We start from the raw sequence: 24868 nt of genomic DNA on the forward strand, positions 1-24868 counted from the left end.
CTCGGAGGACGATGGCGACGCCGATGCCGGTCTAGCTGTCCCGTGGGTCAGTCCTACGCCCGGTGGTCGGCCCCGGCAATAGCGCCTTGCGTGTCAACCGGGTGATCGTGATGGGCTCGTGACGTTACGTCAGGCCTCGCGGGGGGCGTCGAGGGGCGGCAGCGGGGTCGCGTTGACCGTACGGGCGGCGCGGTCCAGGGCGCTGGCCAGCAGCGCCAGGTCGGTCGGCCCGTTACCCAGTTCGCGCACCGGGCGGCGGGCCGGCGGATCGCCCATCCGCTCCCACTCCAGCGGAACTACGGTGGGGCGCTGCGTCGCCGTACGGGGAATGCGGCCGGTTACGCGGCCGGCCTGGAATGGGGTCGCGGTGCCGTCCGTTTTTCCGGGTCCGGTCCTTTGGTGCAGCCTGCCGCGTCCCGGCGTGGGTTCGTCGGGTGCGGACGGCGGTGGGTCCAGTACGACCCGCAGCCGAGTGGCGCGCGCCAGCTCGGTGTCGGCCGTACGGTCCGGTCTCGCTGAGGTGGCCGCCAGGTGTACGCCGAGCCGCTCGCCTTCCCTGGCCACGGCTTCCAGTGCCCGTACGACCGAACCGGCCGCGGGGCGGCCCGTACTGCCGAGGGCGGGGGCGACCAGCGCGTCGAGGTCGTCGACCAGGACGACGAGGCGGGGGAGGGGCGAGGGCGCGGTGTCGGCGCGGGCCTGGCGCTCGCGGGATGTGGTGGTCCGCAAGCGCAGGGTGCCGCTGGGGGGTGAGTCGAGGTCGCCGTTCTGCTCGGCGGCGCTGGGCGGGCGCTGGCCGATCATCCGGCCCGAGACCTCGCGGTGCGTGTGCCATTCGGCGAAGCCGAGGCTGCCGAGCAGCTCGTGGCGGCGCTTCAGTTCGGCGTTCAGGGCTTGGGCGAACTCCCGCATACGGACCGGGTCGGATGCGGTGAGGTGCGTGGAGACGTGTGGCAGTTCGGTGCAGGCGCGCAGGCCTTCGCCCCGTTCGCCGCCGGCGCCGTCCACCAGGACCAGGCCCAGGCGGTCCGGGCGGGCCGCCGCCGCCAGTGACGCCGCTACCGAGCGCAGCAGCTCGGTGCGGCCGCTGCCTGCCGGGCCCTCGATCAGGAGGTGCGGGCCCTCCGCGGTCAGGTCTACGCAGAGCGGGCCGCGCGGGCCCGCGCCGAGGACCGCCCATGCGCGGGTGGCGCCGGGTGCCTGGCCGTCGTCGGCGGCTGCCGCCCAGCGGGCCATCAGGGAGGCGGGGGTGGCTCTGGCCAGGCCCAGCTCGTCCAGGAGGCGGGAGGACGGGGGGAGGGCGACGGCGCGGCCGGGGCGGGCGGTGGGGTCCGGGCTGCCGCCCGCGGGCTGCGCGTCCGTGCGCAGTGGCGCCAGGGCGCGGGCGAAGCGCTCCGCCCAGGCCGCGGACACCGCGTCCACCGCGGCCAGCGTGCCGTGGCCGGCGGGCTCGCCGACTGCCGTACGCAGCAGGCGCAGGGCGGTGGCTACGTCGCCGCTGAGCAGGGCTGCCGCTCCGCACTCGCGGAACGCCGGCGACGCGGCGCAGGCGGCCTCGTACGTCGCCGCGACTGGGGACAGGGGTGATGCGGCGGGGGTCTCGGCCAGGCAGATGAGGTGGATGCCGCAGGCCGCGCCGGTGGCGGCCATGCGGGTGACGGACTCGCGGAGGTCGGCGGAGCCGGGGTCGCCGTCGATGATCACTACGGTGTACGGGCCCTGTGCGTGGGGGTCGTCCTGTGTGCGGCGCGCCAGTTCGGCTATCCGGGCGGAGGCCTGGTCACGGTCGTACGCGAGGAGCAGCCGGCAGTCCTGGCCGTGGGCGGGGCGCAGGTGCGGCAGCCAGCCGAGCCAGGCCCACTCCGCTGTGCGCTCTTGGAGTGGCCTCGCCCTGTCTGCGCTGATCAGGACGATTTCCAGGTCGGTGGGGGAGTGCAGCGCGGTGAGCTGCGCGATGGCCGATCTGGCCAGGCCGGCCAGGCGGGCTCGGGGGCCGGCGAGGCCCAGTGAGCCGACCTCGCGGAGCCCCACGGTTACGGGTACGGCGTGCAGTGGGCGGCCGCCGTCGGGTGCAGGGCGGTCGGCGGTGCCCAGGCGCAGTACCAGTGCCTCGGGGTGGGCGGGGCCGCGCTCCCACAGGCGGGGGCCGGGACCGAGCGCGGTCAGCAGGAGCGAGGCGGGGTCGGGCCAGGCGTCGGGCAGCGGGGTTACGGGCGCGGGGCCGGTGGCGGCTGGGGGCATGCCGAGGGGGGTGGTCTCGGCGGGCGCGTACTCGTCCACGGGCTCCGCCCGGCCGCCGGTGAGCCGCCGGGCCCACGCCCCTATGCCGCCGCGTCGGCTCTGCTCCGGGGGCGGTGTCGCTTCCGGGTGGTGCGGCAGCGGGGGCTCCGGGGTCGGTGCCGCGTCGGGGCGTCTCCTCGGGTGCCGAACGTTCGGGTACTGGGCGTCTTCGGGCGTGTTGTGTTCGACACCCTGCGGGGAGCGCCCCGGCACGTCCCCTCCTGGCACCGTGACGTGCGACGCGGGGGTGGGGGGTGCTCCTGGTGCGGTGTGGCCGGAGACTCGGCGGCCGGCCAGGGGTTTGGGGGGTGTGCTCGGGGCTTCGGTTGTGCGGGGCAGGCGCAGGTGGCCCTCGCCGTCGGGGGTGGTGGGGAGGGGAGGGGCTTGGTCGCCCAGGGCCAGGCGCAGGGCCGATTCGCCCACGCGCAGCAGTGCGCGCGGAGGAAAGGGGACCGGGTGGGCGGTGAGGTCCTTGCCGTCCAGGGTCGTGCCGTTCGTGGAGCCGAGGTCCGCTACGGAGATCCCGCCGTCCTCAGCCAGCGTTACCGCGCAGTGCAGTCGCGACACGTCCGGGTCGTCCAGTGGGATGTCCGCGTCCGCCGAGCGGCCGATCCGGATCTGGCCGCCGTGGAGGAAGTGGACCCCGCCCGCGTCCGGGCCCGCTACCACGTGCAGTTGGGTCTGGGTCGTTCCCTCGGGCTCCGCGGTGGGTGTGTAGAGGGACAGCGTCGCTCCGTCCACCAGTGGCGGCTCGCCCAGGGCACAGCGCTGGGCGTCGAGGCGTTCCTGGCCCGCGTAGACCACCACGGCCCCCGTGGTCTCCGGGGCCGACCCGGGGGCCGAGACGGCCGCGGCCAGGCCGGAGGCGACCGCGGCCAGCGCGGTTCCCGAGGGCGCGGTCACGAGCACGTCGCACGTGCGGTGCGGGCTCTGGCCGCTGCGCGGCGCGAGGACGGTCAGCCGGATCTGCATCGCGTCAGCGGTCCCTTCTGCGCGAAGTGCCCGGCAGGGGTGCCGCCCTGTGATTCCCCCCACCCGGCACGGACGCGTCGTCCGGTACAGGTCGGCACGTGGCGCGGGGCTCCCGACCCCACAGTCCGTGCTGCAGGCATCCTCGCACCTGCCACTGACAACACGCCCGTCGGCCACCGCCAAGTGATCTTGAATGGTCGGCTGTGGGCGTAAAAGTGCAGGCTTGGGATCATCAGTGACATGTGTGGCACACATGTCCGGCAACCATGTGTGTGGTGCGGGCGTCTTCCCTCGGTACCCGGTCCGGCCGCGCCCCGGTGCGAGGCGCCGGGCGGCATTACAGTGGATCGGAACTACGGGCCCGAGGGCCCTGGACGACGTAGACCATGAGGACACGAGCAGCAGGGAGCGCATCACGTGCGGCCGGTCGGCAGTAAATACCTGCTCGAGGAGCCGCTCGGACGCGGCGCCACGGGCACCGTCTGGCGGGCCCGCCAGCGTGAGACCGCGGGCGCCGAGGCGGCAGTGGCCGGTCAGCCCGGCGAGACCGTCGCGATCAAGGTCCTCAAGGAGGAGCTCGCCAACGACGCCGATGTCGTGATGCGGTTCTTGCGCGAGCGGTCGGTTCTTCTGCGCCTTACGCATCCCAACATCGTGCGGACCCGCGACCTGGTCGTTGAAGGGGATCTGCTCGCTCTGGTGATGGATCTCGTCGACGGGCCCGATCTGCATCGGTATCTGCGGGAGAACGGTCCCTTCTCGCCGGTTGCCGCGTCGCTGCTCACCGCGCAGATCGCGGACGCTCTCGCGGCCAGTCACGCCGACGGCGTCGTCCATCGCGACCTCAAGCCCGCGAACGTCCTGCTCGACGAGCGCGACGGTCAGATGCATCCGATGCTCACCGACTTCGGCATCGCGCGACTGGCGGACTCGCCGGGACTGACCCGGACGCACGAGTTCGTCGGTACGCCCGCCTATGTCGCCCCCGAGTCGGCCGAGGGGCGTCCCCAGACGTCCGCCGTCGACATCTACGGCGCGGGGATCTTGCTGTACGAGCTGGTCACCGGGCGGCCGCCGTTCGCGGGCGGCAGCGCGCTGGAGGTGCTGCACCGGCATCTGAGCGAGGAGCCCCGTCGGCCCACCACCGTTCCCGAGCCTCTGTGGACGGTCATAGAGCGCTGCCTGCGCAAGGAACCGGACGAGCGGCCCAGCGCCGAGAACCTCGCCCGCGCTCTGCGCACCGTCGCGGCCGGCGTCGGCGTGCATTCGTCGTCTGCCCAGGTCGAGGCGGCCATGGGCGTCGGCGCGCTGCTGGCGCCCGACCCCGCCCCGGCGCCGGTCCCCGGTACGCCGGGAGCAGCCGACCCGACGCAGGTCCTGCCGAGCAACGCCGGATCGTACGACCCGAGCGCCGCGACCAGCGTCCTGCCGTCGACCGGCGCACCCCAGTACGGCGGCGGAGGCCGGCACGCCGACCCGACCGCCGTCATGCCGCCCGTGCCGCCGCGCCCCGACGGCGCACCCGGCGGCCCCGAGGACCCGCACCCCTGGCAGAACCAGCTGCGGGCGGCCCGCGACCGGAACGAGCAGACGCAGGTCCAGTACCTCGACCCGAGCGAGGACCCGCTGCGCCGCCGGCCCCAGCGCCAGCCGCAGCAGCCCCCGCAGCGTCCGCAGCAACAGCGTCCGCAGCAGCCTCAGCGGTACGCCCCGCCGCCCCCGCCGCAGTACCAGCAGCCCCAGGCGCCGCCCCCGCAGCAGCGGTACGCGCCGCCGCAGCAGCCCGCCCCTCGCCCGCCGCGCGAGCCCCGCGAGCCGCGCCGCCGCAGCGCCAACCCGATGCGGATCCCGGGCCTTGGCTGTCTGAAGGGCTGCTTGTTCACGATCGTTCTGCTGTTCGTCGCTTCGTGGCTGATCTGGGAGTTCTCCGGGCTTCAGGAGTGGATCGGCACCACGAAGGGCTTCTTCGCCCAGATCGGTGACGTGATCGACAGCATTTCGAAGTTCGTGAGCGATCTGAGCAGCTCTACGGGCGCTTGAGACGCCCAGTTCGTTGATTTGTCGACTTCTGGGGGTGGATTTCACCCCCAGAAGTCGAGGTTGGCGCCATACGGGGCACCGGACGCCCTGCCAGCCGCGTAGCCTCAGGGCGACCGTCAGCCGCTGAGGGAGCAGTCTTGGCACGGAAAATCGGCAGCCGGTACACGGCCCACCAGATCCTCGGGCGGGGCAGTGCCGGCACGGTGTGGCTCGGTGAAGGACCCGAGGGGCCTGTCGCCATCAAGCTCCTGCGCGAAGACCTCGCGTCCGACCAGGAACTCGTCGGACGCTTCGTCCAGGAGCGCACCGCCCTGCTCGGACTCGACCACCCCCGCGTCGTCGGCGTCCGCGATCTCGTTGTGGACGGCACCGACCTCGCGCTCGTGATGGATCTTGTACGGGGTACGGATCTGCGTACACGGCTCGACCGCGAGCGGCGGCTGGCACCCGAGGCGGCCGTCGCGATCGCCGCGGATGTCGCCGACGGGCTCGCCGCCGCGCATGCGGCCGGCGTCGTACACCGCGATGTGAAGCCCGAGAACATCCTCCTGGACATGGAGGGGCCGCTCGGGCCCGGCGGCGCGCACCCCGCGCTGCTCACCGACTTCGGCGTCGCCAAGCTGATCGACACCCCGCGCCGCACCCGCGCCACGAAGATCATCGGTACGCCCGACTACCTCGCCCCCGAGATCGTCGAAGGCCTGCAGCCCCGCGCCGCCGTCGACATCTACGCCCTGGCGACCGTGTTGTACGAGCTGCTCGCAGGCTTCACACCCTTCGGCGGCGGCCACCCGGGCGCCGTACTGCGCCGCCATGTGACCGAGACCGTCGTACCGCTGCCGGGCATCCCGGAGGAGCTGTGGCAGCTCCTGGTGCAGTGCCTGGCGAAGGCCCCGGCGTCCCGGCTGCGCGCTTCTGAGCTCTCCGCCCGGCTGCGTGACCAGCTGCCGCTTCTTGCCGGGATGCCGCCGCTGGACGTGGACGAGCCCGGCTCGGACGAGGAGGAGGCGTCGCAGTACACGGCGTACGAGGAGGCGCGGCCCGTTTCCCCCGGCGAGCCTCGCCGTCGCGGCGCCGTCCCCCTGGTGCCCGGCTCGGCACCGGACTCCAACCGCGACACCCACACGAGCATGCGCGTCCCCGCCCCCGACGAGCTGTCCGGCGGCGCCCGCGGCACGGCGCGCGCCCCCCGGGCCGCGGGGCAGCGCCGCCCCGGTTCGGCGCGCAACAAGCCGGACGCCGTGCGCAGGCGGCGCCTCGTACTCGGCGGAGCCGCCGTCCTGGTCGCCGCCGCGATAGGCGTGGGCGGCTGGCTGGCGGCGACGGCGGAGGGGTCGGACCAGCCTCCGCAGGACACTGAGCAGTCCGCTCCGTCACAGCCGTAGTCCGGGGGAGTGACGAGGCGCTCTCCCGGGGGAGGGGAACGTACGGCCGCCATGCCGTTACGCTGGACCCGTGGCAGTCGTCGATGTATCCGAAGAGCTCAAGTCCCTCTCCTCGACCATGGGGTCGATCGAGGCCGTCCTGGACCTCGACAGGATGAGGGCCGATATCGCCGTGCTCGAGGAGCAGGCCGCGGCCCCGTCCCTGTGGGACGACCCGGACGCCGCTCAGAAGATCACGAGCAAGCTCTCCCATCTCCAGGCCGAGCTCCGCAAGACCGAGGCGCTCCGCAGCCGGATCGACGATCTTTCGGTGCTCTTCGAGCTCGCCGAGATGGAGGACGACGCCGACACGCTGGTGGAGGCGGAGGCCGAGCTCATCTCCGTGCGCAAGGCGCTGGACGAGATGGAAGTTCGTACGCTCCTGTCCGGCAAGTACGACGAGCGCGAGGCCCTGGTCAACATCCGCGCCGAGGCCGGTGGCGTCGACGCGTCCGACTTCGCCGAGCGGCTGATGCGCATGTACCTGCGCTGGGCCGAGCGCCACGGGTACTCCACCGAGGTCTACGAGACGTCGTACGCGGAAGAGGCCGGCATCAAGTCCGCCACCTTCGTCGTCAAGGCGCCGTACGCCTATGGAACGCTCTCCGTGGAGCAGGGCACGCACCGCCTGGTCCGGATCTCTCCCTTCGACAACCAGGGCCGCCGTCAGACGTCCTTCGCGGGCGTCGAGGTGCTGCCGGTCGTCGAGAAGACCGACCACATCGAGATCGACGAGTCCGAACTGCGGGTCGACGTCTACCGCGCGTCCGGTCCGGGTGGTCAGGGCGTCAACACGACAGACTCCGCCGTGCGTCTGACGCACGTGCCCACCGGCATCGTCGTGTCCTGCCAGAACGAGCGTTCGCAGATCCAGAACAAGGCGAGCGCGATGAACGTCCTCCAGGCGAAGCTCCTTGAGCGCCGCCGCCAGGAGGAGCAGGCGCTGATGGACTCGCTCAAGGGCGACGGCGGCAACTCCTGGGGCAACCAGATGCGTTCGTACGTCCTGCACCCCTACCAGATGGTCAAGGACCTGCGTACGGAGTTCGAGGTCGGCAACCCGCAGGCGGTCCTCGACGGTGAGATCGACGGCTTCCTGGAAGCCGGAATTCGCTGGCGCAAGCAGCAGGAGAAGTAACTCGCTTTGTCGACACAGTAACTGCCGCCCCTGAGGCGGCAGTTGCGTTTTGTGTCACAGTCGTATTCCCGTACGACGGGCAAGTGCCTGCAATCCGGACATGGCGCCCGGAATGACCTTGACGCTCCCTTTAAAAGTGGCAAAGCTGACGCGCGGCATGCGTATCTGTGGGGCGTGTGTGACCGGGGGGAATTCACAAACCCCCAGTGTCCGTGGCCCCTTGCGCTGCTCCATGACGAATTCAGCTACTGGGGGTAGCAGCCATATGACCAAGAAGACGCGGATCCGCGTTGCGCGTATAGCAGCCGGTGCGGTGATCGCAGCCGGTGCTTCGCTGACCGCCGCGGGCGCCGCTTCGGCCGTCAACCTCGATGTCGGCCTCGGCGGGCTCGGCGTGAGCGCCCAGGCCGACGAGAACGGTGTCGGCCTGGATGTGGCCGGCGGCGTCGACGGCGGCACCGACGGCGGTTCCACCGTCGCGGGTGGTGTTGACGGCGGTGTCGACGGTGGCACGACCGACGGCGGTGCCACTGACGGTGGCGCGACCGACGGCGGCACGGTCGACGGCGGTACCACTGACGGTGGGACGACCGATGGTGGTGTGAGCATCGGCGGCACGGTCGACGGCGGCACCACTGACGGTGGGACGACCGATGGTGGTGTGAGCATCGGCGGCACGGTCGACGGTGGCACCACTGACGGTGGGACGACCGATGGTGGTGTGAGCATCGGCGGCACGGTCGACGGCGGCACCACTGACGGTGGCACGACCGACGGCGGTTCCACGGACGGCGGTAACGGCAACAACGGCGGTAACGGCAACAGCGGCGGTAACGGCAACTCCGGCGGCAACTCCGGTGGCAACAGCGGCGGTAACTCCGGCGGCGACAGCGGCGGTAACTCCGGCGGCGACAGCGGTGGCAACTCCGTCGGCGCCACCGACAGCACCGGCGGCAGCGTCGGCGGCGGCACCGGCGACACCACGGGCGACACCGACGGCACCACGGGCGGCAGCGGCGGCTCGGGTGACACCGGCGACGACGCCGGTACCTGCACCCTCGACCTCGACGGTGCCGAGTGCGAGGACAACACCGACACCGACAGCGCCGGCTCCCAGCCGGTAGCGCAGGGCAAGGCCAAGGAGGAGCTCGCCGAGACGGGCGCCGCCGGGACCACGTTCCTGCTGGTCGGTGCCGCGACGATGATCGCCGGTGGCATCGGCTTCCGCATGCTGCCGCGTCTGGCCGGCGGCCGCACGATCGCCTGAACCACCTAGGCGCACAAGAGGGGCCAGGAGCGCTGAGCGCTCCTGGCCCCTCTCTTTGGTCCCCGTCGGCCCTCAGAGGGGCCATGGAAGCGACAGGAGCGGCAAAAGCCGCCGTACCGAGCGGTAGGGACGCCGGGTTCTTACGCGGTCCGGTGCACCAGCAGGGCCACCGCGGCCACCAGCAGCGCCACCAGAGCCAGCAGCGCCGCAGGACTCAGCCCGCCCAGCGGGCCGCCCTCCTGCTGCATCCTGGCCCGGTGCGCCCGGCAGACCCGGCAGCGGCCCTCGCTCACAGGGGCCGCGCAGTTCGCGCACACCAGTCGGTCATAGGTCATGCGCTTTCCTCCTCCCGCGCGGCGGGGACGCCTTCACGCGTTCTCTCGCCCAACGCTCAGGGGAACGTGACTGTTCCCTCTCCCACTGTGCCAGCTCCCACGCGTTCCGGCGCGCCCCGCCGGGTTACGGCCGTTCCGTTCCGTTCAGAAGTGGTCGGCGATCCGTGATAAATCGCCCATCCCAGGACGCCGACTGCGCGCCCCTGCCCGCGTCGCGTATGGTCACGCTCACCTACTCCCGGCGACCGTGGTGCACCCGTGATCCGATTCGACAACGTCTCCAAGACCTACCCGAAGCAGAGCCGCCCCGCCCTCAGGGATGTTTCCCTGGAGGTCGAGAAGGGCGAATTCGTCTTCCTCGTGGGCTCTTCCGGCTCCGGTAAGTCAACCTTCCTGCGGCTTCTGCTGCGTGAGGAGCGCGCCAGCCACGGCATGGTGCACGTCCTCGGCAAGGACCTCGCGCGCCTGTCCAACTGGAAGGTGCCGCAGATGCGGCGCCAGCTCGGCACCGTCTTCCAGGACTTCCGTCTTCTTCCCAACAAGACCGTTGGGGAAAACGTGGCGTTCGCGCAGGAAGTCATCGGCAAGTCGCGCGGAGAGATCCGCAAGTCCGTGCCCCAGGTCCTCGATCTTGTCGGCCTCGGCGGCAAAGAGGACCGGATGCCCGGCGAGCTCTCCGGTGGTGAGCAGCAGCGCGTGGCGATCGCGAGGGCGTTCGTCAACCGCCCGATGCTGCTGATCGCGGACGAGCCGACCGGCAACCTCGACCCGCAGACCTCCGTCGGCATCATGAAGCTGCTGGACCGCATCAACCGCACCGGCACCACTGTGGTGATGGCGACCCACGACCAGCAGATCGTCGACCAGATGCGCAAGCGCGTCATCGAACTCGAGGGTGGCCGCCTCGTGCGCGACCAGTCTCGCGGCGTCTACGGCTACCAGCACTGAAAGGACGCCATGCGCGCCCAGTTCGTCCTGTCGGAGATCGGCGTCGGTCTCCGCCGGAACCTCACCATGACCTTCGCAGTGGTCATCTCCGTCGCCCTTTCCCTCGCCCTTTTCGGCGGGGCGCTGCTCATGCGCGAGCAGGTGAGCACGATGAAGGGCTACTGGTACGACAAGGTCAACGTCTCCATCTTCTTCTGCAACAAGAACGACGCGGAGACCATCCCCAAGTGCGCCAAGGGGGCGGTCACCGCTGAGCAGAAGAAGCAGGTCTACGCCGACCTCGACAAGATGGACATCGTCAAGAGCATCGACTACGAGTCGGCCGACCAGGCGTTCAAGCACTACAAGGAGCAGTTCGGGGACTCCTCGATGGCCGACACCATCACCCCGGACCAGATGCAGGAGTCGTACCGCGTCAAGCTCGACGACCCGGAGAAGTACAAGGTGGTCGCGACCGCGTTCGCGGGCCGGGACGGTGTGCAGTCCGTCCAGGACCAACGCGGCATCCTCGACAACCTCTTCAATCTCATGAACGGCATGAACGTCGTCGCGCTCTACGTGATGGCCCTGATGCTCGTCATCGCGCTGATGCTGATCGTCAACACCGTGCGCGTCTCCGCCTTCAGCCGTCGGCGTGAGACGGGCATCATGCGGCTCGTCGGCGCGTCGAGCTTCTACATCCAGATGCCGTTCATCATGGAAGCCGCGGTCGCGGGCCTGATCGGCGGTGTGTTCGCCTGCGTCATGCTGCTCGCCGGCCGGTACTTCCTGATCGACCACGGCCTGGCACTGTCCGAGAAGCTGACCCTCGTCAACTTCATCGGCTGGGACGCGGTGCTGGCCAAGCTGCCGCTGGTCCTCGCGATCGCCCTGCTGATGCCGGCGATGGCGGGCTTCGTAGCACTGCGCAAGTACCTCAAGGTGTGACATGAGCCCCTGGCGCCGTACGGTCAACCGACCGTACGGCGCTCTTCGTTTGTCCTAGACTCGGCGCCATGCCGGGCCCGGAAGCAACCCCTCATCCCCGCGGTGTTCGCCGCGGGGCGGCCCTGACGTTGGTTTTCGCGACCGTGCTTGTCACTGCCGCCGCCACCGATTCCTGGCAGCGCGACGCCGAGAAGTCCCCTTCGCTCTCCGCCCGTTCCGTCGCGGCCGCCACCGACCGTCAAGCGGTCGCCGAGGCCGCCGCCCAGGCGATGGCAGACGGCAAGTCAGGCAAGGAGGCGGCCGAAGAGGTCGTCAGCCGCAGCGGGGACCGGTGGGGCGCGGTCTACGACCCGGCGGAGTACGAGGAGTTCGAGCAGGCGCTCGGCGGCGAGTACACGGGCGTCGGCCTCTGGGCCGAGCGCGCCCAGGACGGCCGCATCGAGGTGTCCAGGGTGCAGCGCGGCGGCCCCGCCGAGCGGTCGGGAGTCAGGGCGGGCGACCGGCTCCGTACGATCGACGGGCGCCCGGTGGAGAACCGGCCCGTCACCGAAGTCGTCCAGCTGCTGCGCGGAGACGGCGACGGGGTGGCGGAGGCCGGCAGCTCGGTCGTACTCGGTCTGGAGCGCGGCACCAAGCGGTGGACCGAGCGGCTGCGGCGTGCCCGGCTGGCCACCGAGGCCGTCACCGTCGAGCGGCTGCCGGACGGTGCCACGCTGATCAAGGTGGCGTCCTTCACCAAGGGCTCGGGCGAGCAGGTACGGGACGCGGTCCGTGCCGTACCCGAGGGGCACGGCGTGCTGCTGGATCTGCGCGGCAACGGCGGCGGGCTCGTCACCGAGGCCGTCACCGCGGCTTCCGCCTTTCTCGACGGCGGCCTGGTCGCGACGTACGACATGGAGGGCGAGCAGCGCGCGCTGTACGCGGAGCCGGGCGGGGACACCGACCGTGCCGTCGTGGCGCTCGTCGACGGCGGCACCATGAGCGCGGCGGAGCTCGTCACGGGCGCGCTCCAGGACCGTGGCCGGGCGGTCACTGTGGGTTCGCGTACGTTCGGGAAGGGCTCCGTCCAGATGCCGAGCCGGCTGCCGGACGGCTCCGTGGCCGAGCTCACCGTCGGCCATTACCGGACCCCGGCGGGGCACAGCGTCGACGGCAGGGGCATCAGCCCGGACCTCGCGGTGAGCGAACGGGCCGAAGAACGGGCCCGGACAGTATTGAGTGGCCTCGGGGGAGGGTCGTAGTGCGAAAATGAACGCACTATGGCTAAGGAAAAAGGGCGCAAGATGATCGCGCAGAACAAGAAGGCGCGACACGACTACCTCATCATCGACACCTACGAGGCCGGCATGGTTCTGACCGGCACCGAGGTGAAGTCCCTGCGCCAGGGACGCGCCTCGCTGGTGGACGGCTTCGTGCAGCTCGACGGGGGCGAGGCGTGGCTGCACAACGTGCACGTACCGGAGTACACGCAGGGGACGTGGACCAACCACTCCGCGCGCCGCAAGCGCAAGCTGCTGCTGAACCGGGTGGAGATCGACAAGCTCGCGAGCAAGTCCCAGGAGACGGGTCACACGATCGTGCCGCTCGCGATGTACTTCAAGGACGGCCGGGCGAAGATCGAGATCGCGCTGGCCAAGGGTAAGAAGGAGTACGACAAGCGGCAGACGCTGCGCGAGAAGCAGGACCTGCGGGAGACGAACCGGGCGATCTCGGCCGTGAAGCGCCGGGAGCGCGGGCGGGTCTGACGGCTGAGGGCCGGCCGTGAGGAATAGGCTGGCACGGTCGTGCGTTGTTCACGTACGATGGCGCATGTGCTCCTCGGGGCACACGTACCACCTTGATAAATCAACATGGGGATGATCGGTTTCGACAGCGGATGTCGAGGCAGGGGAAGCGAGTCGAGGAAGCGGCAATGATCTCGTTAACCATATGTCGCAACCAATAATCGCCGATTCCAAGCGCGATTCCTTCGCCCTCGCTGCCTAAGTAGCGACTGCGCGAAGTGTCAGCCCGGGGGTGTTCCCGACCCGGATCCTGGCATCATCAAGGGAACTAAACCACTCGGTCCGGTCACGGGATCGGGTGGGAAATCAAACAGTGACTGAGCCCGTCGGAGACTTGTCCGTGTGATCTCCGGGGCCGAGAAAATCGCAGCGGACTGCACTCGGAGAAGCCCTGTTTCTGCACCGTTGGACGCGGGTTCGATTCCCGCCATCTCCACAATTCCCATGTGAGGCCGAGGCCCCGCTGTCCTAGGACGGTGGGGCCTCTGTCGTGTGCCGGTGCGCGCAGAGCAGCAGGGCGATGGCCGCGGCCGTCACCGGGAGCGCGTAGCCCGTGGCCGGGGTCGTGTGTTCGGCCAGCCAGCCGCCCGTTGCCGAGCCTGCGGCTATGCCGCCAAGGATGGCCGTGACAGCCAGGGTCATGCCCTCGTTCAACTGGGCTGGCGGGACCACGCGTTGGAGCAGGGTCATGCCCGTGACCATCGTGGGCGCCGTCGCCGCGCCCGCGAGGAGCAGCGCTGCGGCGACCGCGACCAGCGAGCCCGTCGAGGCCGCCAGCAGGGGCAGGGACATCAGCAGCGTCATCGCCGCGACGCACACGCGCAGGCGGACGTGTGGCTTCGTTGCCGGGCGCGCGGAGCCGTACAGCAGGCCCGCCACGCACGATCCGGCCGCCTGGAGGGCGAGGACCGGGCCCGCCGCCGCGCCGTGGCCCAGGCCGTCGGCGAAGGCGAGGGTGACGACCTCCATGGAGCCGAAGACCGCGCCCGTGGCCAGGAAGACCGCGAGCAGCGCCGGCACGCCGGGCAGGCGCAGGGGGGAGCGGGTGGTCGCCGTGCGGGGGGCGACGGGCGGTTCCGTGGAGCGCTGGGCGGCGAAGATCAGGATGCCCGCCATGAGGAGGATCGCGCCGGTCAGCGTGCCGGCCTCGGGAAAGAGCGCCGAGCAGAGGAAGGCGGCGGCGACCGGGCCGAGCATGAAGCACAGCTCGTCGGCGGCCTGTTCGAAGGAGTTGGCGGTGTGCTGGGCCGCCGGGTCGTCCCGGTGCAGGTGGGCCCAGCGGGCGCGGGACATGCCGCCCGTGTTGGGGGTGGTGGCGGTAGCGGCGTACGCGGCGAAGAGCGTCCAGTCCGGTGCGTCGTAATGGACGCACAGGAGGAGAGCGAGCGACGCGAGGACCGCGATGGCCGTGGCCGGCACCGCTACGCGGGCCTGGCCGTGACGGTCGACGAGCCGGGCCGTCCACGGCGCCACCAGGGCGGTGACGGCGAGGCCGGTCGCGGTGACCGCACCTGCCAGGGCGTACGAGCCGCGCGAACCGGCGATCATCATGACCGCGCTCACGCTGAACATGCCCATCGGGAGCCGGGCGAGGAGGTTCCCCGCGGTGAAGGCGCGGGCGCCGGGGTTGGCGAAGAGGCGGCGGTAGGGGGAGAGGCGGCCGGGTCCGCGGCGGTGCGGTTCGTGTGCGTAACGGATGGGGCGGTCGGTGGCTATCAGGATGTCGCCGGACATGGCAGGCAGAGGGGAGGGGGGTTCTTGGAGGGGCATGGATCAAGCTTTGCGGTGAGGGGCGGCGGCGGTCCAACACCTTCTGGGCGTCGATTCACGCACTCGCGTTGTAAGTTCACGGCGTGCCCCATGACATCGAACCCCGTCTGCTGCGCGCCTTCGAGGCGGTTGCCGCGGATCTTCACTTCACCCGTGCGGCCGCCAGGCTGTACGTGGCCCAGCAGGCGCTCAGCCGCGACATCCGGCGCCTTGAGCGGGAGTTGGGCTCCGAGCTGTTCGTACGGTCCACCCGCAGCGTGTCGCTGACGGCGGACGGCCGGCGACTCCTGCCGTACGCACGACGCGTACTGGCGGCGTACGACGAGATGGGCGCGGCCTGGGCACTCGACGAGCGGCCGCTCGTCGTCGATGTCGGTGCGCCGGTCGGTACGGCGTACCAGGTGCTGGAGGCGGCACGGGCGGCCGCGCCCGACGTCGAGTTCGTCGCGCGCTTCCACAGCGGCCTCACGGGCGCGGCGGCCGAGATCGTCGCCGGCCGGCTGGACGTGTCCTCGGGCCGGGTCGCCGGGCTCGATCCCGCGGTGCTCGACCGGCTGGAGCACCGGCCGGTGCGCTTCGAGCGGATGGCCGTACTGCTCGCCGAGGACCATCCGCTGGCGGCGCTGGACGAGGTGCCGCTGGACGCGCTCGCGGGGGAGACCCTCTATGCGGGGGCGGGCAATCCGGCCACCGCCGAGTGGACCGATCTGGCGCTCCGGCTCTTCGCGGGGCGGGGCATCGAGGTGGCGGCGCCGTTCCCGGAGATCGAGGGTGCGGAGGAGTTCGTACGGGTGGTCCGTAAGCGGCGCTGGTCGGTGCTGGCGAGTACCGAATTCATCGCCGTGCCGGGCATGGAACTGCGCCGGATCGTGGACCCCGTACCACTGTCGCCCATCTCACTTGTGTGGCGCAAAGGTCTCCGCCATAAGGGATTTGAGGCGCTAAAAGGGGCAATAATTGAGCTTGGGGAGCGGAACGAGTGGCTGGAAATGCCAGTAGGCGGCTGGCTGCCCGAGGCTGACATGTCACTGATGCTCAACAACGCCTGACTACGGGATCCGACCGTGTCCGGCGTGCGCTACATTCGTCGCCTGGGTGCGGTGTGGTAGGGGGCGCTCGGGGTGGGTGGGGGCCCAAATCCGGCGACAGATATCCAGGCAGTCGCGTGCGCACCCCCGAATCCTTTCAGTGGGGGATGTGCGTACAACTGTGGAAAATTGGCGAGATGATGCCCGAATCGGGTACTCGCAAGATCTGAATCCGAGTGAGATCACGGTCCAGCTCGGCACCGTGCAGCTCGACGTCCTCCACCGGCAGTTGCCGGATGCCCCGGAGTTCCCGGAGGAATCCGACGGGCCGGTCTTCGTTGACGAGACCGGCCGCAGGAGCAAGAAGCTCCGCCGCATCGGCTGGGTTCTCGCCTTCGCTTTCGCCTGTTACGGAGGCGTGCTGGTCGCCACCCTGAGCGGCGGCAACTCCAACGCGCCCTGGCTGCTGATACCCGGCCAGTTCGACGGCAAGAAGGCGGAGACGGTCAAGACCTCACCGGGCCCCACGGAGCCCGTTTCGCTGCCCGCTCCCGCTAGCAGCGGCGCCGGCCAGGCACCCGGCGCGCCCCCGCCCACCGACTCCAGCGGGTCAGTCGTTCCCGCGCCGCCCGCCGGCAGCGGTTCCGGCGACGCGCCCGTCCCCGCCAGCCCGCCCGGACGCCCGGCGGCCTCCCCGGAGCCCGGGTCCTCGGGCGCCACCGTCGCCCCGCCGCCCGACTCCGTCCGCTCGCCCACATCGCCCGCCACGGGCCGTACCGCCACTGAGCCAGTGCCGAGGCCAAAGCCGAGCACCCCCGCCCACAGCGACAGCACCCCCGGTGCCCCCTCGGTCAGGCCCGATCCGCCCTCAGGAGACAGCGCATGACAGCCAGACGCCGAGCCATCAGGCGCCGACGCAGGCTGCCCATGCGCTACCTGCTGCCCTCACTCTTCCTCGCCGCGCTCTTCGCCATGCTGATGATGCGTGGGTACGTGCACAACGAGATCCAGCCCGATCACCGGATCAGGATCCTCGACGACAGGCGTCAGGTGCCCAGGGAGATCCACGAGGGCGGACCCGTCATCGACGCACGGCAGCCGGACAAGCCCGTCAGCCTGCGCGTTCCGGACGACAAGATCGTCATCACCTTCGACGACGGCCCGGACCCGGTCTGGACGCCCAAGGTCCTGGACCAGCTGAAGAAGTACGACGCCCACGGGGTCTTCTTCGTCACCGGAGCGATGACCTCCCGCCACCCCGAGCTGGTCGAGCGGATGGTGGAGGAGGGTCACGAGGTGGGCCTGCACACCTTCAACCATCCCGATCTCTCCCTCCAGGCGCAGTCCCGCCTGGACCGGGAGCTCTCCCAGAACCAGATGGCGCTCGCGGGGGCGGCCGGCGTCCGCACGTCCTTCTTCCGGGCGCCGTACTCGAACTTCGTCCGGCACCTGGACAACAAGAACTGGAACCTCGTCAAGTCGATCGGCAGCCGCGGTTACATCACCGCGTTCAACGACACCGACAGCCACGACTGGCGGCGCCAGGGCGTCGACACGATCATCCGCAACGCCACGCCCAAGGCCGGCAAGGGCGCGATCGTCCTGATGCACGACTCCGGAGGTGACCGCTCCCAGACCGTCGCGGCCCTCGGACGCTTCCTGCCCGCCATGCAGGACAAGGGCTACGAGTTCACCACGCTCAGCAAGGCGCTGAACGCGCCCACCGCCCACACCCAGGTCACCGGCCCGGAGCTGTGGAAGGCCAAGGCGTTCGTCTACGCGGTCGGCATCTCGGAGAACATCACGACCGTCCTGGTGGCCGGCCTCAGCATCGTCGGTGTCCTCGTCATGGGGCGCTTCGGCCTGATGCTGGTCCTGGCGTTCGTGCACGCCCGCAAGGTGCGCGGGCGTAACTTCAGCTGGGGCGCTCCGGTCACCGAACCGGTCACGGTGCTGGTCCCCGCGTACAACGAGAAGGCGTGCATAGCCAACACCGTCCGCTCGCTGATGAGCAGTGACCATCCGATCGAGGTCATCGTCATCGACGACGGCTCCGTGGACGGCACCGCGGTCATCGTCGAAGCGATGCGGCTGCCGAACGTACGCGTCGTACGCCAGGAGAACTCCGGCAAGCCCGCCGCCCTCAACAACGGCATCGGGCACGCCCGCTACGACATCGTCGTGATGATGGACGGCGACACCGTCTTCGAGCCGTCCACGGTCCGCGAGCTGGTGCAGCCCTTCGGCGACCCGGTCGTCGGCGCGGTGGCGGGCAACGCCAAGGTCGGCAACCGGGACAGCCTGATCGGCGCCTGGCAGCACATCGAGTACGTGATGGGCTTCAACCTCGACCGCCGCATGTATGACGTACTGCGCTGCATGCCCACCATCCCCGGCGCGGTCGGCGCCTTCCGCCGCACGGCGCTGGAGCGGGTCGGCGGCATGAGCGAGGACACCCTCGCCGAGGACACGGACATCACCATGGCCATCCACCGCGACGGCTGGAAAGTCGTGTACGCCGAGAACGCGCGGGCCTGGACCGAGGCCCCCGAGACCGTCCAGCAGCTGTGGTCGCAGCGCTACCGCTGGAGCTACGGCACCATGCAGGCCATCTGGAAGCACCGCCGCTCCCTCGTCGACAAGGGCCCGTCCGGCCGGTTCGGCCGCGTCGGCATGCCGCTGGTCTCGCTCTTCATGGTGGTCACGCCGCTGCTCGCGCCGCTCATCGACGTATTCCTCCTGTACGGCCTGGTCTTCGGCCCGACCGGGAAGACGATCGCCGCCTGGCTGGGCGTACTCCTCCTGCAGGGCGTCTGCGCGGCGTACGCCTTCCGCCTGGACAAGGAGAAGATGACGTACCTCATTTCGCTCCCCCTCCAGCAGCTCCTCTACCGGCAGCTCATGTACGCCGTGCTGCTCCAGTCCTGGATCACCGCACTCACCGGCGGCCGGTTGCGCTGGCAGAAGCTGCGGCGTACCGGAGTCGTGGGAGCCGCACCGGGCGCCGTGCCGACGCAGCGCCGCGACCGGAGGCGCGTCGCATGACGCACAACTGTCCCGAGGGTCCGTACCGGCAGCAGTACGAGAACGCGGGCGGGGACCCGTTCGCACCGCAGCCGTACGCGGAACCGGCGTACGACCCGTACCCGTACCCGCATCCGCAGGAGCACGCCCACCCGGTGACCGCGACCGCAATCGCGCCCGCGCCCGAGCCCGTCGCCGCGCCGAAAGCGCCCGGCCGGGACCGGTATCTGGACCTGCTGCGCGCCACGGCGCTCATCCGCGTCGTCCTCTTCCACACCGTCGGCTGGGCATGGCTGACCGTCGTCTTTCCCTCCATGGGCGTGATGTTCGCGCTGGCGGGCTCGCTGATGGCCCGGTCGCTGAGCCGCCCGGCCGCCGGGGTGATCCGTGACCGGATCCGACGACTGCTGCCACCCCTGTGGGTGTTCGGCGCCATGATGCTGGGCTTCATGTTCTACGCCGGCTGGAGGGCCTCGGCGGAAGACGGTCTTTGGTGGTGGCTGAAGATCCTCAACTACCTCGTCCCGGTCGGCGCCCCGCCGTTCCCCTGGGCCGTCGGTACCGACACCGACCTGCTGGGTACCGGCTGGGCGGTCAGCGCCATCGTCCCGCTCTGGTATCTGCGCACGTACCTGTGGTTCGTGGTGGCCTCGCCGCTGCTGCTCATGGCGTTCCGCAGGAGCCCGTGGCTGACGATGCTCGCGCCGATCGCGCTGACGGCGGTCATCGAGACCGGCCTGGTGACGATCCCGGGGGAGACCGGCAGCGCCGTGAGCGCGTTCGCCCAGTTCGGAGCCTGCTGGATTCTGGGCTTCGCTCACCAGGACGGCCTGCTCAAGAAGATCCCGCGCTACATCGTCGTATCGAGCGCGGCCATGGTCATGGCTTTTGGCCTGTGGTGGGCATCGGGTCACCTGACCGAGGAGGGCTGGAACCTCAACGCCATTCCGCTGGCCCAGGCCACGTGGTCCCTGGGTTTCACCACCATCCTGCTGACGTACTCACCTTCCTGGCAGCGACTGCCCGGCAGGCTTGCCCGGTTCGACAAGCTGGTGACGTTGTTCAACAACCGAGCGATCACCATCTACCTCTGGCACAACATCCTGATCCTGCTGGCGGTCCCGCTGATCGACCTGCTGTGGAAGATCCCGTTCGTGAGCGACAACTTCGCCGAAATGCTGGGTAATTCCTACCAATTCCTCACGTTCGTACTGGTCTGGCCGCTACTCGCTCTGATGATCCTGGCCGTCGGCTGGGTCGAGGACGTCGCCGGCCGGCGAAGCCCGCGCCTCTGGCCGAACGGCAAGGCCCGCAGCAAGGTCGCACAACGATCGGAAGCAACAGGATGAAGCGCGTCAGCTGGCTCCTCTTCGCCATCGCCCCCGTCGCGATGATCTCCTTGTACGCTTTCGCCCCGGCCCAGTCCGAAGCGGACCAGGCGCGCAGCACCGCCGAGCGCGCGCGGCATGAACGCGATGCGGCCGAGGACCTGATAGCGAAGCTGCCGCCGGGCCTCGCGGCCCCGGACAAGAAGGAACTCGCCCACGAGCTGGTGGCGACCGCCATGAATTCCACGAAGAAGTGGCGCAGCCTGTACGGCCACATCGCGGACAGCGGTCACGGCTCCGGCTACTGCGGCGGTGTGGTCGGCTTCTGCTCCGGCACGAAGGACATGCTGACGCTTGTCGAGTCCTACACCGAGGACCACCCCGACAACGGCCTGGCCGAGTACCTGCCCGCTCTGCGCGAGGTCAACGGCACCGACTCGCACAAGGGCCTGGACGGTTTCACCGAGGCGTGGGAGCAGGAGGCCGACCAGGCCGCCTTCCGCGCGGCGCAGGACGAACTGCGGGACAGCATGTACTTCAAGGAGGCTGTCGACCTCGCGAAGATGGACGGCCTCGGGACGCTCGGCCAGTTCATCTACTACGACGCGATGGTCCTGCACGGCCCCGGCGTCGGCCGTGACGGTTTCTACGGGATCCGCGAGCGCGCGATGGCCAAGGCGAAGACCAAGGCCGAGGGCGGCAAGGAGACGGTGTACCTCAACGCGTTCCTGGACACCTGCCGCCAGGTGATGAAGCAGTCGGATTCCGGTCGCGACACCAGCCGCATCGACACGGCCCAGCGGGTCTTCCTGCGGGAGGGCAATCTCGATCTGAGGACACCGCTGACCTGGCACATGTACGGAGAGGAATTCCGCTCCCGCTGAGATCGCGGCAGTGGCGCCCGTCGGTCAGCTGCATGCAGGCCGTACAGTCCCCGGCCCGCTCCCTCACCGCCCGGCCCCGCGCCGGGTGAGATCAAGGTTGCGCGCCGGTCACCTCACGGCACGGGGCCTGAAATCCACTGTCCCTAGCGTCGCCTCTACGACCCGAATACTCGTGGAGGCGCGTCATGGCAGGCCGGTGGATCGAACAGTGGGACCCCGAGGACGACACCTTCTGGAAGGAATCAGGAGAGCGGATCGCCCGCCGCAACCTGCTCTTCTCCGTATTTTCCGAGCACATCGGCTTCTCCATCTGGACCCTGTGGTCCGTGATGGTGCTCTTCATGGGCCCGGAGTACGGCATCGACCCGGCGGGCAAGTTCTTCCTGATCGCCACCGCCACGCTCGTCGGCGCGGTCGTCCGGGTGCCGTACACCTTCGCCGTGGCCCGCTTCGGTGGCCGGAACTGGACCATCTTCAGCGCCCTGATGCTGCTCCTGCCGACGGGCGCGGCGTACGCCGTCATGGAACCCGGCACGTCGTACACCACCTTCATGGTGGTGGCGGCGCTCACCGGCGTCGGAGGCGGCAACTTCGCCTCCTCCATGACCAATATCAACTCCTTCTTCCCGCTCCGTAAGAAGGGCTGGGCGCTCGGCCTGAACGCGGGCGGCGGAAACATCGGCGTACCGGTGGTCCAGCTCGTGGGCCTGCTGGTCATCGCGGTGGCGGGCGCGAACCACCCCCGCATCCTCCTGGCCGCGTACATCCCGCTGATCATCCTCGCGGCGGTGTGCGCCGCGCTGTGGATGGACAACCTGGCGCCCGTACGCAACGACACGGGGGCGGCGAAGGCGGCCATCCGCGCCCCGCACACCTGGATCATGGCCTTCCTCTACGTCGGGACGTTCGGCTCCTTCATCGGCTACAGCTTCGCCTTCGGCCTGGTCCTCCAGACCCAGTTCGGCCGTACGCCGCTCCAGGCGGCCTCGCTCACCTTCATCGGCCCGCTCCTCGGCTCGCTGATCCGCCCCCTCGGCGGCTCCCTCGCCGACCGTTTCGGCGGCGCGCGCATCACCCTCTGGAACTTCGCCGCGATGGCAGCGGCAACGTCCGTGGTCGTCTACGCCTCCACCACGAAGTCCCTCCCCGTCTTCCTGACCGGCTTCACCGCGCTGTTCGTCCTGAGCGGCCTCGGCAACGGTTCGACGTACAAGATGATCCCCGCGATCTTCCAGGCGAAGGCGCTGGCGAACGGAATGGAGGGCGAGGAGGCGGCGGCGTACGGGCGGCGGCTGTCCGGGGCGTCCATGGGGCTGATCGGCGCGGTCGGCGCGCTGGGCGGACTCGCGATCAACCTCGCCTTCCGTCAGTCTTTCCAGACAGCGGGAACGGGTACGGCGGCCTTCGCGGCCTTCCTGGCCTTCTACGCCGCGTGCTTCGCCGTCACCTGGGCGGTATACCTTCGGCGTCCGGCGGCCGTGCCGGCGAAGCCGCAGCTCACGTATGCGGAGGTGTGAGCCGCGCGGGTCCGTAACGGCCGGGAAATATGAAGGAACCGAGTCTGTCACGTGGTGTTGACAGGCTCGGTCCTCCGCACGACCAGCACAGCGGTATGAGAGCCGGGTACGCGATGTCCGTGAACAACGCCACGCAGGAACCACAGCCAGAGCCCCAGCACGGCCCGCTAGCGGGCTTCACCGTCGGTGTCACCGCCGCCCGGCGCGCCGACGAGCTGGGCACGTTGCTGACCCGGCGCGGCGCGGTGGTCATGCACGCGCCCGCGCTGCGGATCGTGCCGCTGTCCGACGACAGCGAGCTCCTGGCCACCACGAAGCAGCTGATCGACAACGCGCCCGACGTCGTGATCGCGACGACGGCGATCGGGTTCCGGGGCTGGGTGGAGGCGGCGGACGGCTGGGGCCTGGGCGAGGCCCTTCTGGCGAGGCTCGGGGGCGTCGAGCTTCTGGCCCGCGGGCCCAAGGTGAAAGGCGCCATTCGTGCGGCCGGCCTCACCGAGGAGTGGTCGCCCACCTCCGAGTCCATGGCCGAGGTCCTCGACCGCCTCCTCGCCGAGGGTGTGGCGGACCGCCGTATCGCGATCCAGCTGCACGGCGAACCGCTGCCCGGCTTCGTCGAGGCGCTGCGGGCGGGCGGGGCGGAGGTGGTCGGCGTTCCCGTCTACCGCTGGATGCCGCCGGAGGACATCGCACCGCTGGACCGGCTCATCGACGCGACGGTGGGGGGCGGGGTGAACGCCCTGGCCTTCACCAGCGCCCCGGCCGCGGCGTCACTGCTCTCCCGGGCCGAAGAACGAGGGCAGCTGCCCGACCTCCTGGAGGCCCTCAACCACGACGTACTGGCGGCCTGCGTCGGCCCGGTCACCGCGCTCCCCCTCCAGGCGCACGGCATCGACACGGTCCAGCCCGACCGCTTCCGCCTCGGCCCGCTGGTCCAGCTGGTGTGCCGCGAACTCCCCGGCCGCGCCCGCACCCTGCCGGTCGCCGGCCGCAGCATCGAGATCCGGGGCCACGCGGTCGTGGTCGACGGCGAGCTGCGCCCTGTGCCGCCCGCCGGCATGTCCCTGCTGCGGGCCCTGGTCCGCCGCCCCGGCTGGGTCGTCTCCCGAGCGGACCTCCTGCGGGCGCTCCCCGGCTCCGGCCGGGACGAGCACGCCGTGGAAACGGCGATGGCCCGCCTGCGCACGTCCCTCGGCGCGCCGAACCTGATCCAGACGGTGGTCAAGCGGGGCTACCGCTTGGCACTGGACCCGTCGGCGGACACGAAGTACGCGGACGCGTAAACCGCCGCCCCCGTTCTGGCGCCCGGCCGGGGGCGGGCACCTGGGGCTCCGCCCCAGACCCCGGTCCTCAAACGCCGGACGGGCTGGAGTAGCCGGATGGGCTGGAGTGGCCGTGCGGGCTGGAATGACCGGGGTGGGTTGCTGGAAGTGCCGGCTTCGCGGGTCACGGTGGGTGAGGGGACGTGGCGGGGCGCTCCCCGCAGGGTGTCGAACGCAACCACCCCGAACGAAACCCAGTACCCGAACGTTCGGCACCCGAGGAGACGCCCCGCCGCGGGACCGACACCGTGCCCTCGTACCGTACGTGGGTGATCATTTACCCCCGTACGGTCGCCCCCGGGATCGTGTTTCGGCCCGTGACCCTGGATGATGCCCGCCCTCTCGGCGAAGCCCTGGCCCGCAATCGTGCGCACCTGCGGCCCTTCGAGCCCGACCGGCCAGACGCCTTCTACACGCCCGAGGGGCAGGCCGGCCGGCTGGCCGCTGAGCTGGAGGAGATGGCCGCGGGGCGGGCCGTACCCTGGGTCCTCACCGACAGCGAAGCCGTCATCGGCGCGTTCACGCTCTCCAACATCGTCCTCGGCCCCTTCCAGAGCTCCAACCTCGGCTACTGGATCGACGTAACCCGCACCGGCCGCGGCCTCGCCACCGCCGCCGTGGCGGAAGTCTGCCGCGTGGCCCGCGACGACCTCGGTCTGCACCGCGTCGCCGCCGGCACGCTGCTGACCAACGCCGCCTCGCAGCGCGTACTCGTCAAGAACGGCTTCGAAGAGATCGGCATCGCCCCGAACTACCTCCACATCAACGGCGAGTGGCGCGACCACAGAATCTTTCAGCGCATCTTGCACCGGTAAGACCGGACCGGCAGGAGGGGTTCCGGCGGGGCGCCCCGCCGGGCACTCTGAAGGTGGGACGGCGA

Annotated in this window: 19 protein-coding genes and 1 other RNA gene; 17 read left to right on the top strand and 3 right to left on the bottom strand. The window is 70.4% G+C overall.

The features are described from left to right. Positions 1 to 129: 129 nt before the first annotated feature. Positions 130 to 3252: an FtsK/SpoIIIE domain-containing protein gene (locus tag J7E96_RS22240; RefSeq protein WP_215133429.1), complete on the bottom strand. Its 3123-nt coding sequence runs from the start codon at positions 3250 to 3252 to the stop codon at positions 130 to 132. A gap of 417 nt (positions 3253 to 3669) precedes the next feature. On the opposite strand from J7E96_RS22240, the gene J7E96_RS22245 reads away from it, so the two are divergent. The 4 genes from J7E96_RS22245 to J7E96_RS22260 all read left to right on the top strand — a co-directional run bounded on the left by J7E96_RS22245 (position 3670) and on the right by J7E96_RS22260 (position 9121). Further along, a complete protein-coding gene (locus tag J7E96_RS22245) occupies positions 3670 to 5292 on the top strand; it encodes a serine/threonine-protein kinase (protein WP_215133430.1) in 1623 nt (540 codons plus the stop codon). 137 nt (positions 5293 to 5429) lie between these two features. Further along, positions 5430 to 6677 (top strand): serine/threonine-protein kinase, encoded by a 1248-nt coding sequence (locus tag J7E96_RS22250; RefSeq protein ID WP_215133431.1) that lies wholly within the window; start codon positions 5430 to 5432, stop codon positions 6675 to 6677. A 70-nt stretch (positions 6678 to 6747) separates the two neighbouring features. Further along, on the top strand, positions 6748 to 7854 hold the full coding sequence (prfB, locus tag J7E96_RS22255; RefSeq protein ID WP_215133432.1) for a peptide chain release factor 2: 1107 nt from the start codon (positions 6748 to 6750) through the stop codon (positions 7852 to 7854). Positions 7855 to 8119: 265 nt separating this feature from the next. Next, positions 8120 to 9121, top strand: a complete 1002-nt coding sequence (locus tag J7E96_RS22260) for a hypothetical protein (protein WP_215133433.1) — start codon at positions 8120 to 8122, stop codon at positions 9119 to 9121. Positions 9122 to 9261: 140 nt separating this feature from the next. On the opposite strand, the gene J7E96_RS22265 is transcribed toward J7E96_RS22260, so the two are convergent. Further along, positions 9262 to 9456 carry a hypothetical protein gene (locus J7E96_RS22265; RefSeq protein ID WP_215133434.1) on the bottom strand — a complete coding sequence of 65 codons (195 nt, stop codon included), beginning with the start codon at positions 9454 to 9456 and terminating at the stop codon, positions 9262 to 9264. Positions 9457 to 9714: 258 nt separating this feature from the next. On the opposite strand from J7E96_RS22265, the gene ftsE reads away from it, so the two are divergent. From ftsE to ssrA, 5 genes are all read left to right on the top strand, one after another. Continuing rightward, positions 9715 to 10404: a cell division ATP-binding protein FtsE gene (gene ftsE, locus J7E96_RS22270; RefSeq protein ID WP_028815006.1), complete on the top strand. Its 690-nt coding sequence runs from the start codon at positions 9715 to 9717 to the stop codon at positions 10402 to 10404. 9 nt (positions 10405 to 10413) lie between these two features. Beyond that, positions 10414 to 11331: a permease-like cell division protein FtsX gene (ftsX, locus tag J7E96_RS22275; RefSeq protein WP_215133435.1), complete on the top strand. Its 918-nt coding sequence runs from the start codon at positions 10414 to 10416 to the stop codon at positions 11329 to 11331. 68 nt (positions 11332 to 11399) lie between these two features. Next, positions 11400 to 12572: a S41 family peptidase gene (locus J7E96_RS22280; protein ID WP_215133436.1), complete on the top strand. Its 1173-nt coding sequence runs from the start codon at positions 11400 to 11402 to the stop codon at positions 12570 to 12572. An 18-nt stretch (positions 12573 to 12590) separates the two neighbouring features. Next, on the top strand, positions 12591 to 13076 hold the full coding sequence (gene smpB, locus J7E96_RS22285; RefSeq protein WP_214969401.1) for an SsrA-binding protein SmpB: 486 nt from the start codon (positions 12591 to 12593) through the stop codon (positions 13074 to 13076). A gap of 107 nt (positions 13077 to 13183) precedes the next feature. After that, positions 13184 to 13554: a transfer-messenger RNA gene (gene ssrA, locus J7E96_RS22290) on the top strand. Between the two features lie 29 nt (positions 13555 to 13583). Here ssrA and J7E96_RS22295 read toward each other — a convergent pair. Continuing rightward, the gene (locus J7E96_RS22295; RefSeq protein WP_374196706.1) at positions 13584 to 14849 is read right to left on the bottom strand and encodes an MFS transporter; all 1266 of its coding nucleotides are present in this window, start codon (positions 14847 to 14849) and stop codon (positions 13584 to 13586) included. 119 nt (positions 14850 to 14968) lie between these two features. Between J7E96_RS22295 and J7E96_RS22300 the strand changes: the two genes are divergently transcribed. The 8 genes from J7E96_RS22300 to J7E96_RS22335 all read left to right on the top strand — a co-directional run bounded on the left by J7E96_RS22300 (position 14969) and on the right by J7E96_RS22335 (position 24803). Continuing rightward, the gene (locus J7E96_RS22300; protein WP_215133438.1) at positions 14969 to 15934 is read left to right on the top strand and encodes a LysR family transcriptional regulator; all 966 of its coding nucleotides are present in this window, start codon (positions 14969 to 14971) and stop codon (positions 15932 to 15934) included. Between the two features lie 241 nt (positions 15935 to 16175). Continuing rightward, entirely contained in the window at positions 16176 to 16799 is a 624-nt protein-coding gene (locus J7E96_RS22305; RefSeq protein ID WP_215133439.1) for a hypothetical protein, read from the top strand. After that, positions 16796 to 18958 (top strand): bifunctional polysaccharide deacetylase/glycosyltransferase family 2 protein, encoded by a 2163-nt coding sequence (locus J7E96_RS22310; RefSeq protein ID WP_251070269.1) that lies wholly within the window; start codon positions 16796 to 16798, stop codon positions 18956 to 18958. The genes J7E96_RS22305 and J7E96_RS22310 overlap by 4 nt, the downstream gene beginning before the upstream one ends. Then, positions 18955 to 20286, top strand: coding sequence for an acyltransferase (locus J7E96_RS22315; protein ID WP_215133440.1), 1332 nt, complete (start codon positions 18955 to 18957; stop codon positions 20284 to 20286). Before J7E96_RS22310 ends, J7E96_RS22315 begins: the two co-directional genes overlap by 4 nt. After that, complete coding sequence (locus J7E96_RS22320) at positions 20283 to 21149, top strand: chitosanase (protein ID WP_215133441.1); 867 nt, start codon at positions 20283 to 20285, stop codon at positions 21147 to 21149. Before J7E96_RS22315 ends, J7E96_RS22320 begins: the two co-directional genes overlap by 4 nt. A gap of 185 nt (positions 21150 to 21334) precedes the next feature. After that, the gene (locus J7E96_RS22325; protein WP_215133442.1) at positions 21335 to 22666 is read left to right on the top strand and encodes a nitrate/nitrite transporter; all 1332 of its coding nucleotides are present in this window, start codon (positions 21335 to 21337) and stop codon (positions 22664 to 22666) included. A 119-nt stretch (positions 22667 to 22785) separates the two neighbouring features. Continuing rightward, positions 22786 to 23949: a uroporphyrinogen-III synthase gene (locus tag J7E96_RS22330; protein ID WP_308296076.1), complete on the top strand. Its 1164-nt coding sequence runs from the start codon at positions 22786 to 22788 to the stop codon at positions 23947 to 23949. Positions 23950 to 24257: 308 nt separating this feature from the next. Beyond that, on the top strand, positions 24258 to 24803 hold the full coding sequence (locus tag J7E96_RS22335; RefSeq protein WP_215133443.1) for a GNAT family N-acetyltransferase: 546 nt from the start codon (positions 24258 to 24260) through the stop codon (positions 24801 to 24803). The last annotated feature ends 65 nt before the right edge of the window (positions 24804 to 24868 follow it).

Source organism: Streptomyces sp. ISL-96 (assembly GCF_018614035.1).
Lineage (GTDB): Bacteria > Actinomycetota > Actinomycetes > Streptomycetales > Streptomycetaceae > Streptomyces.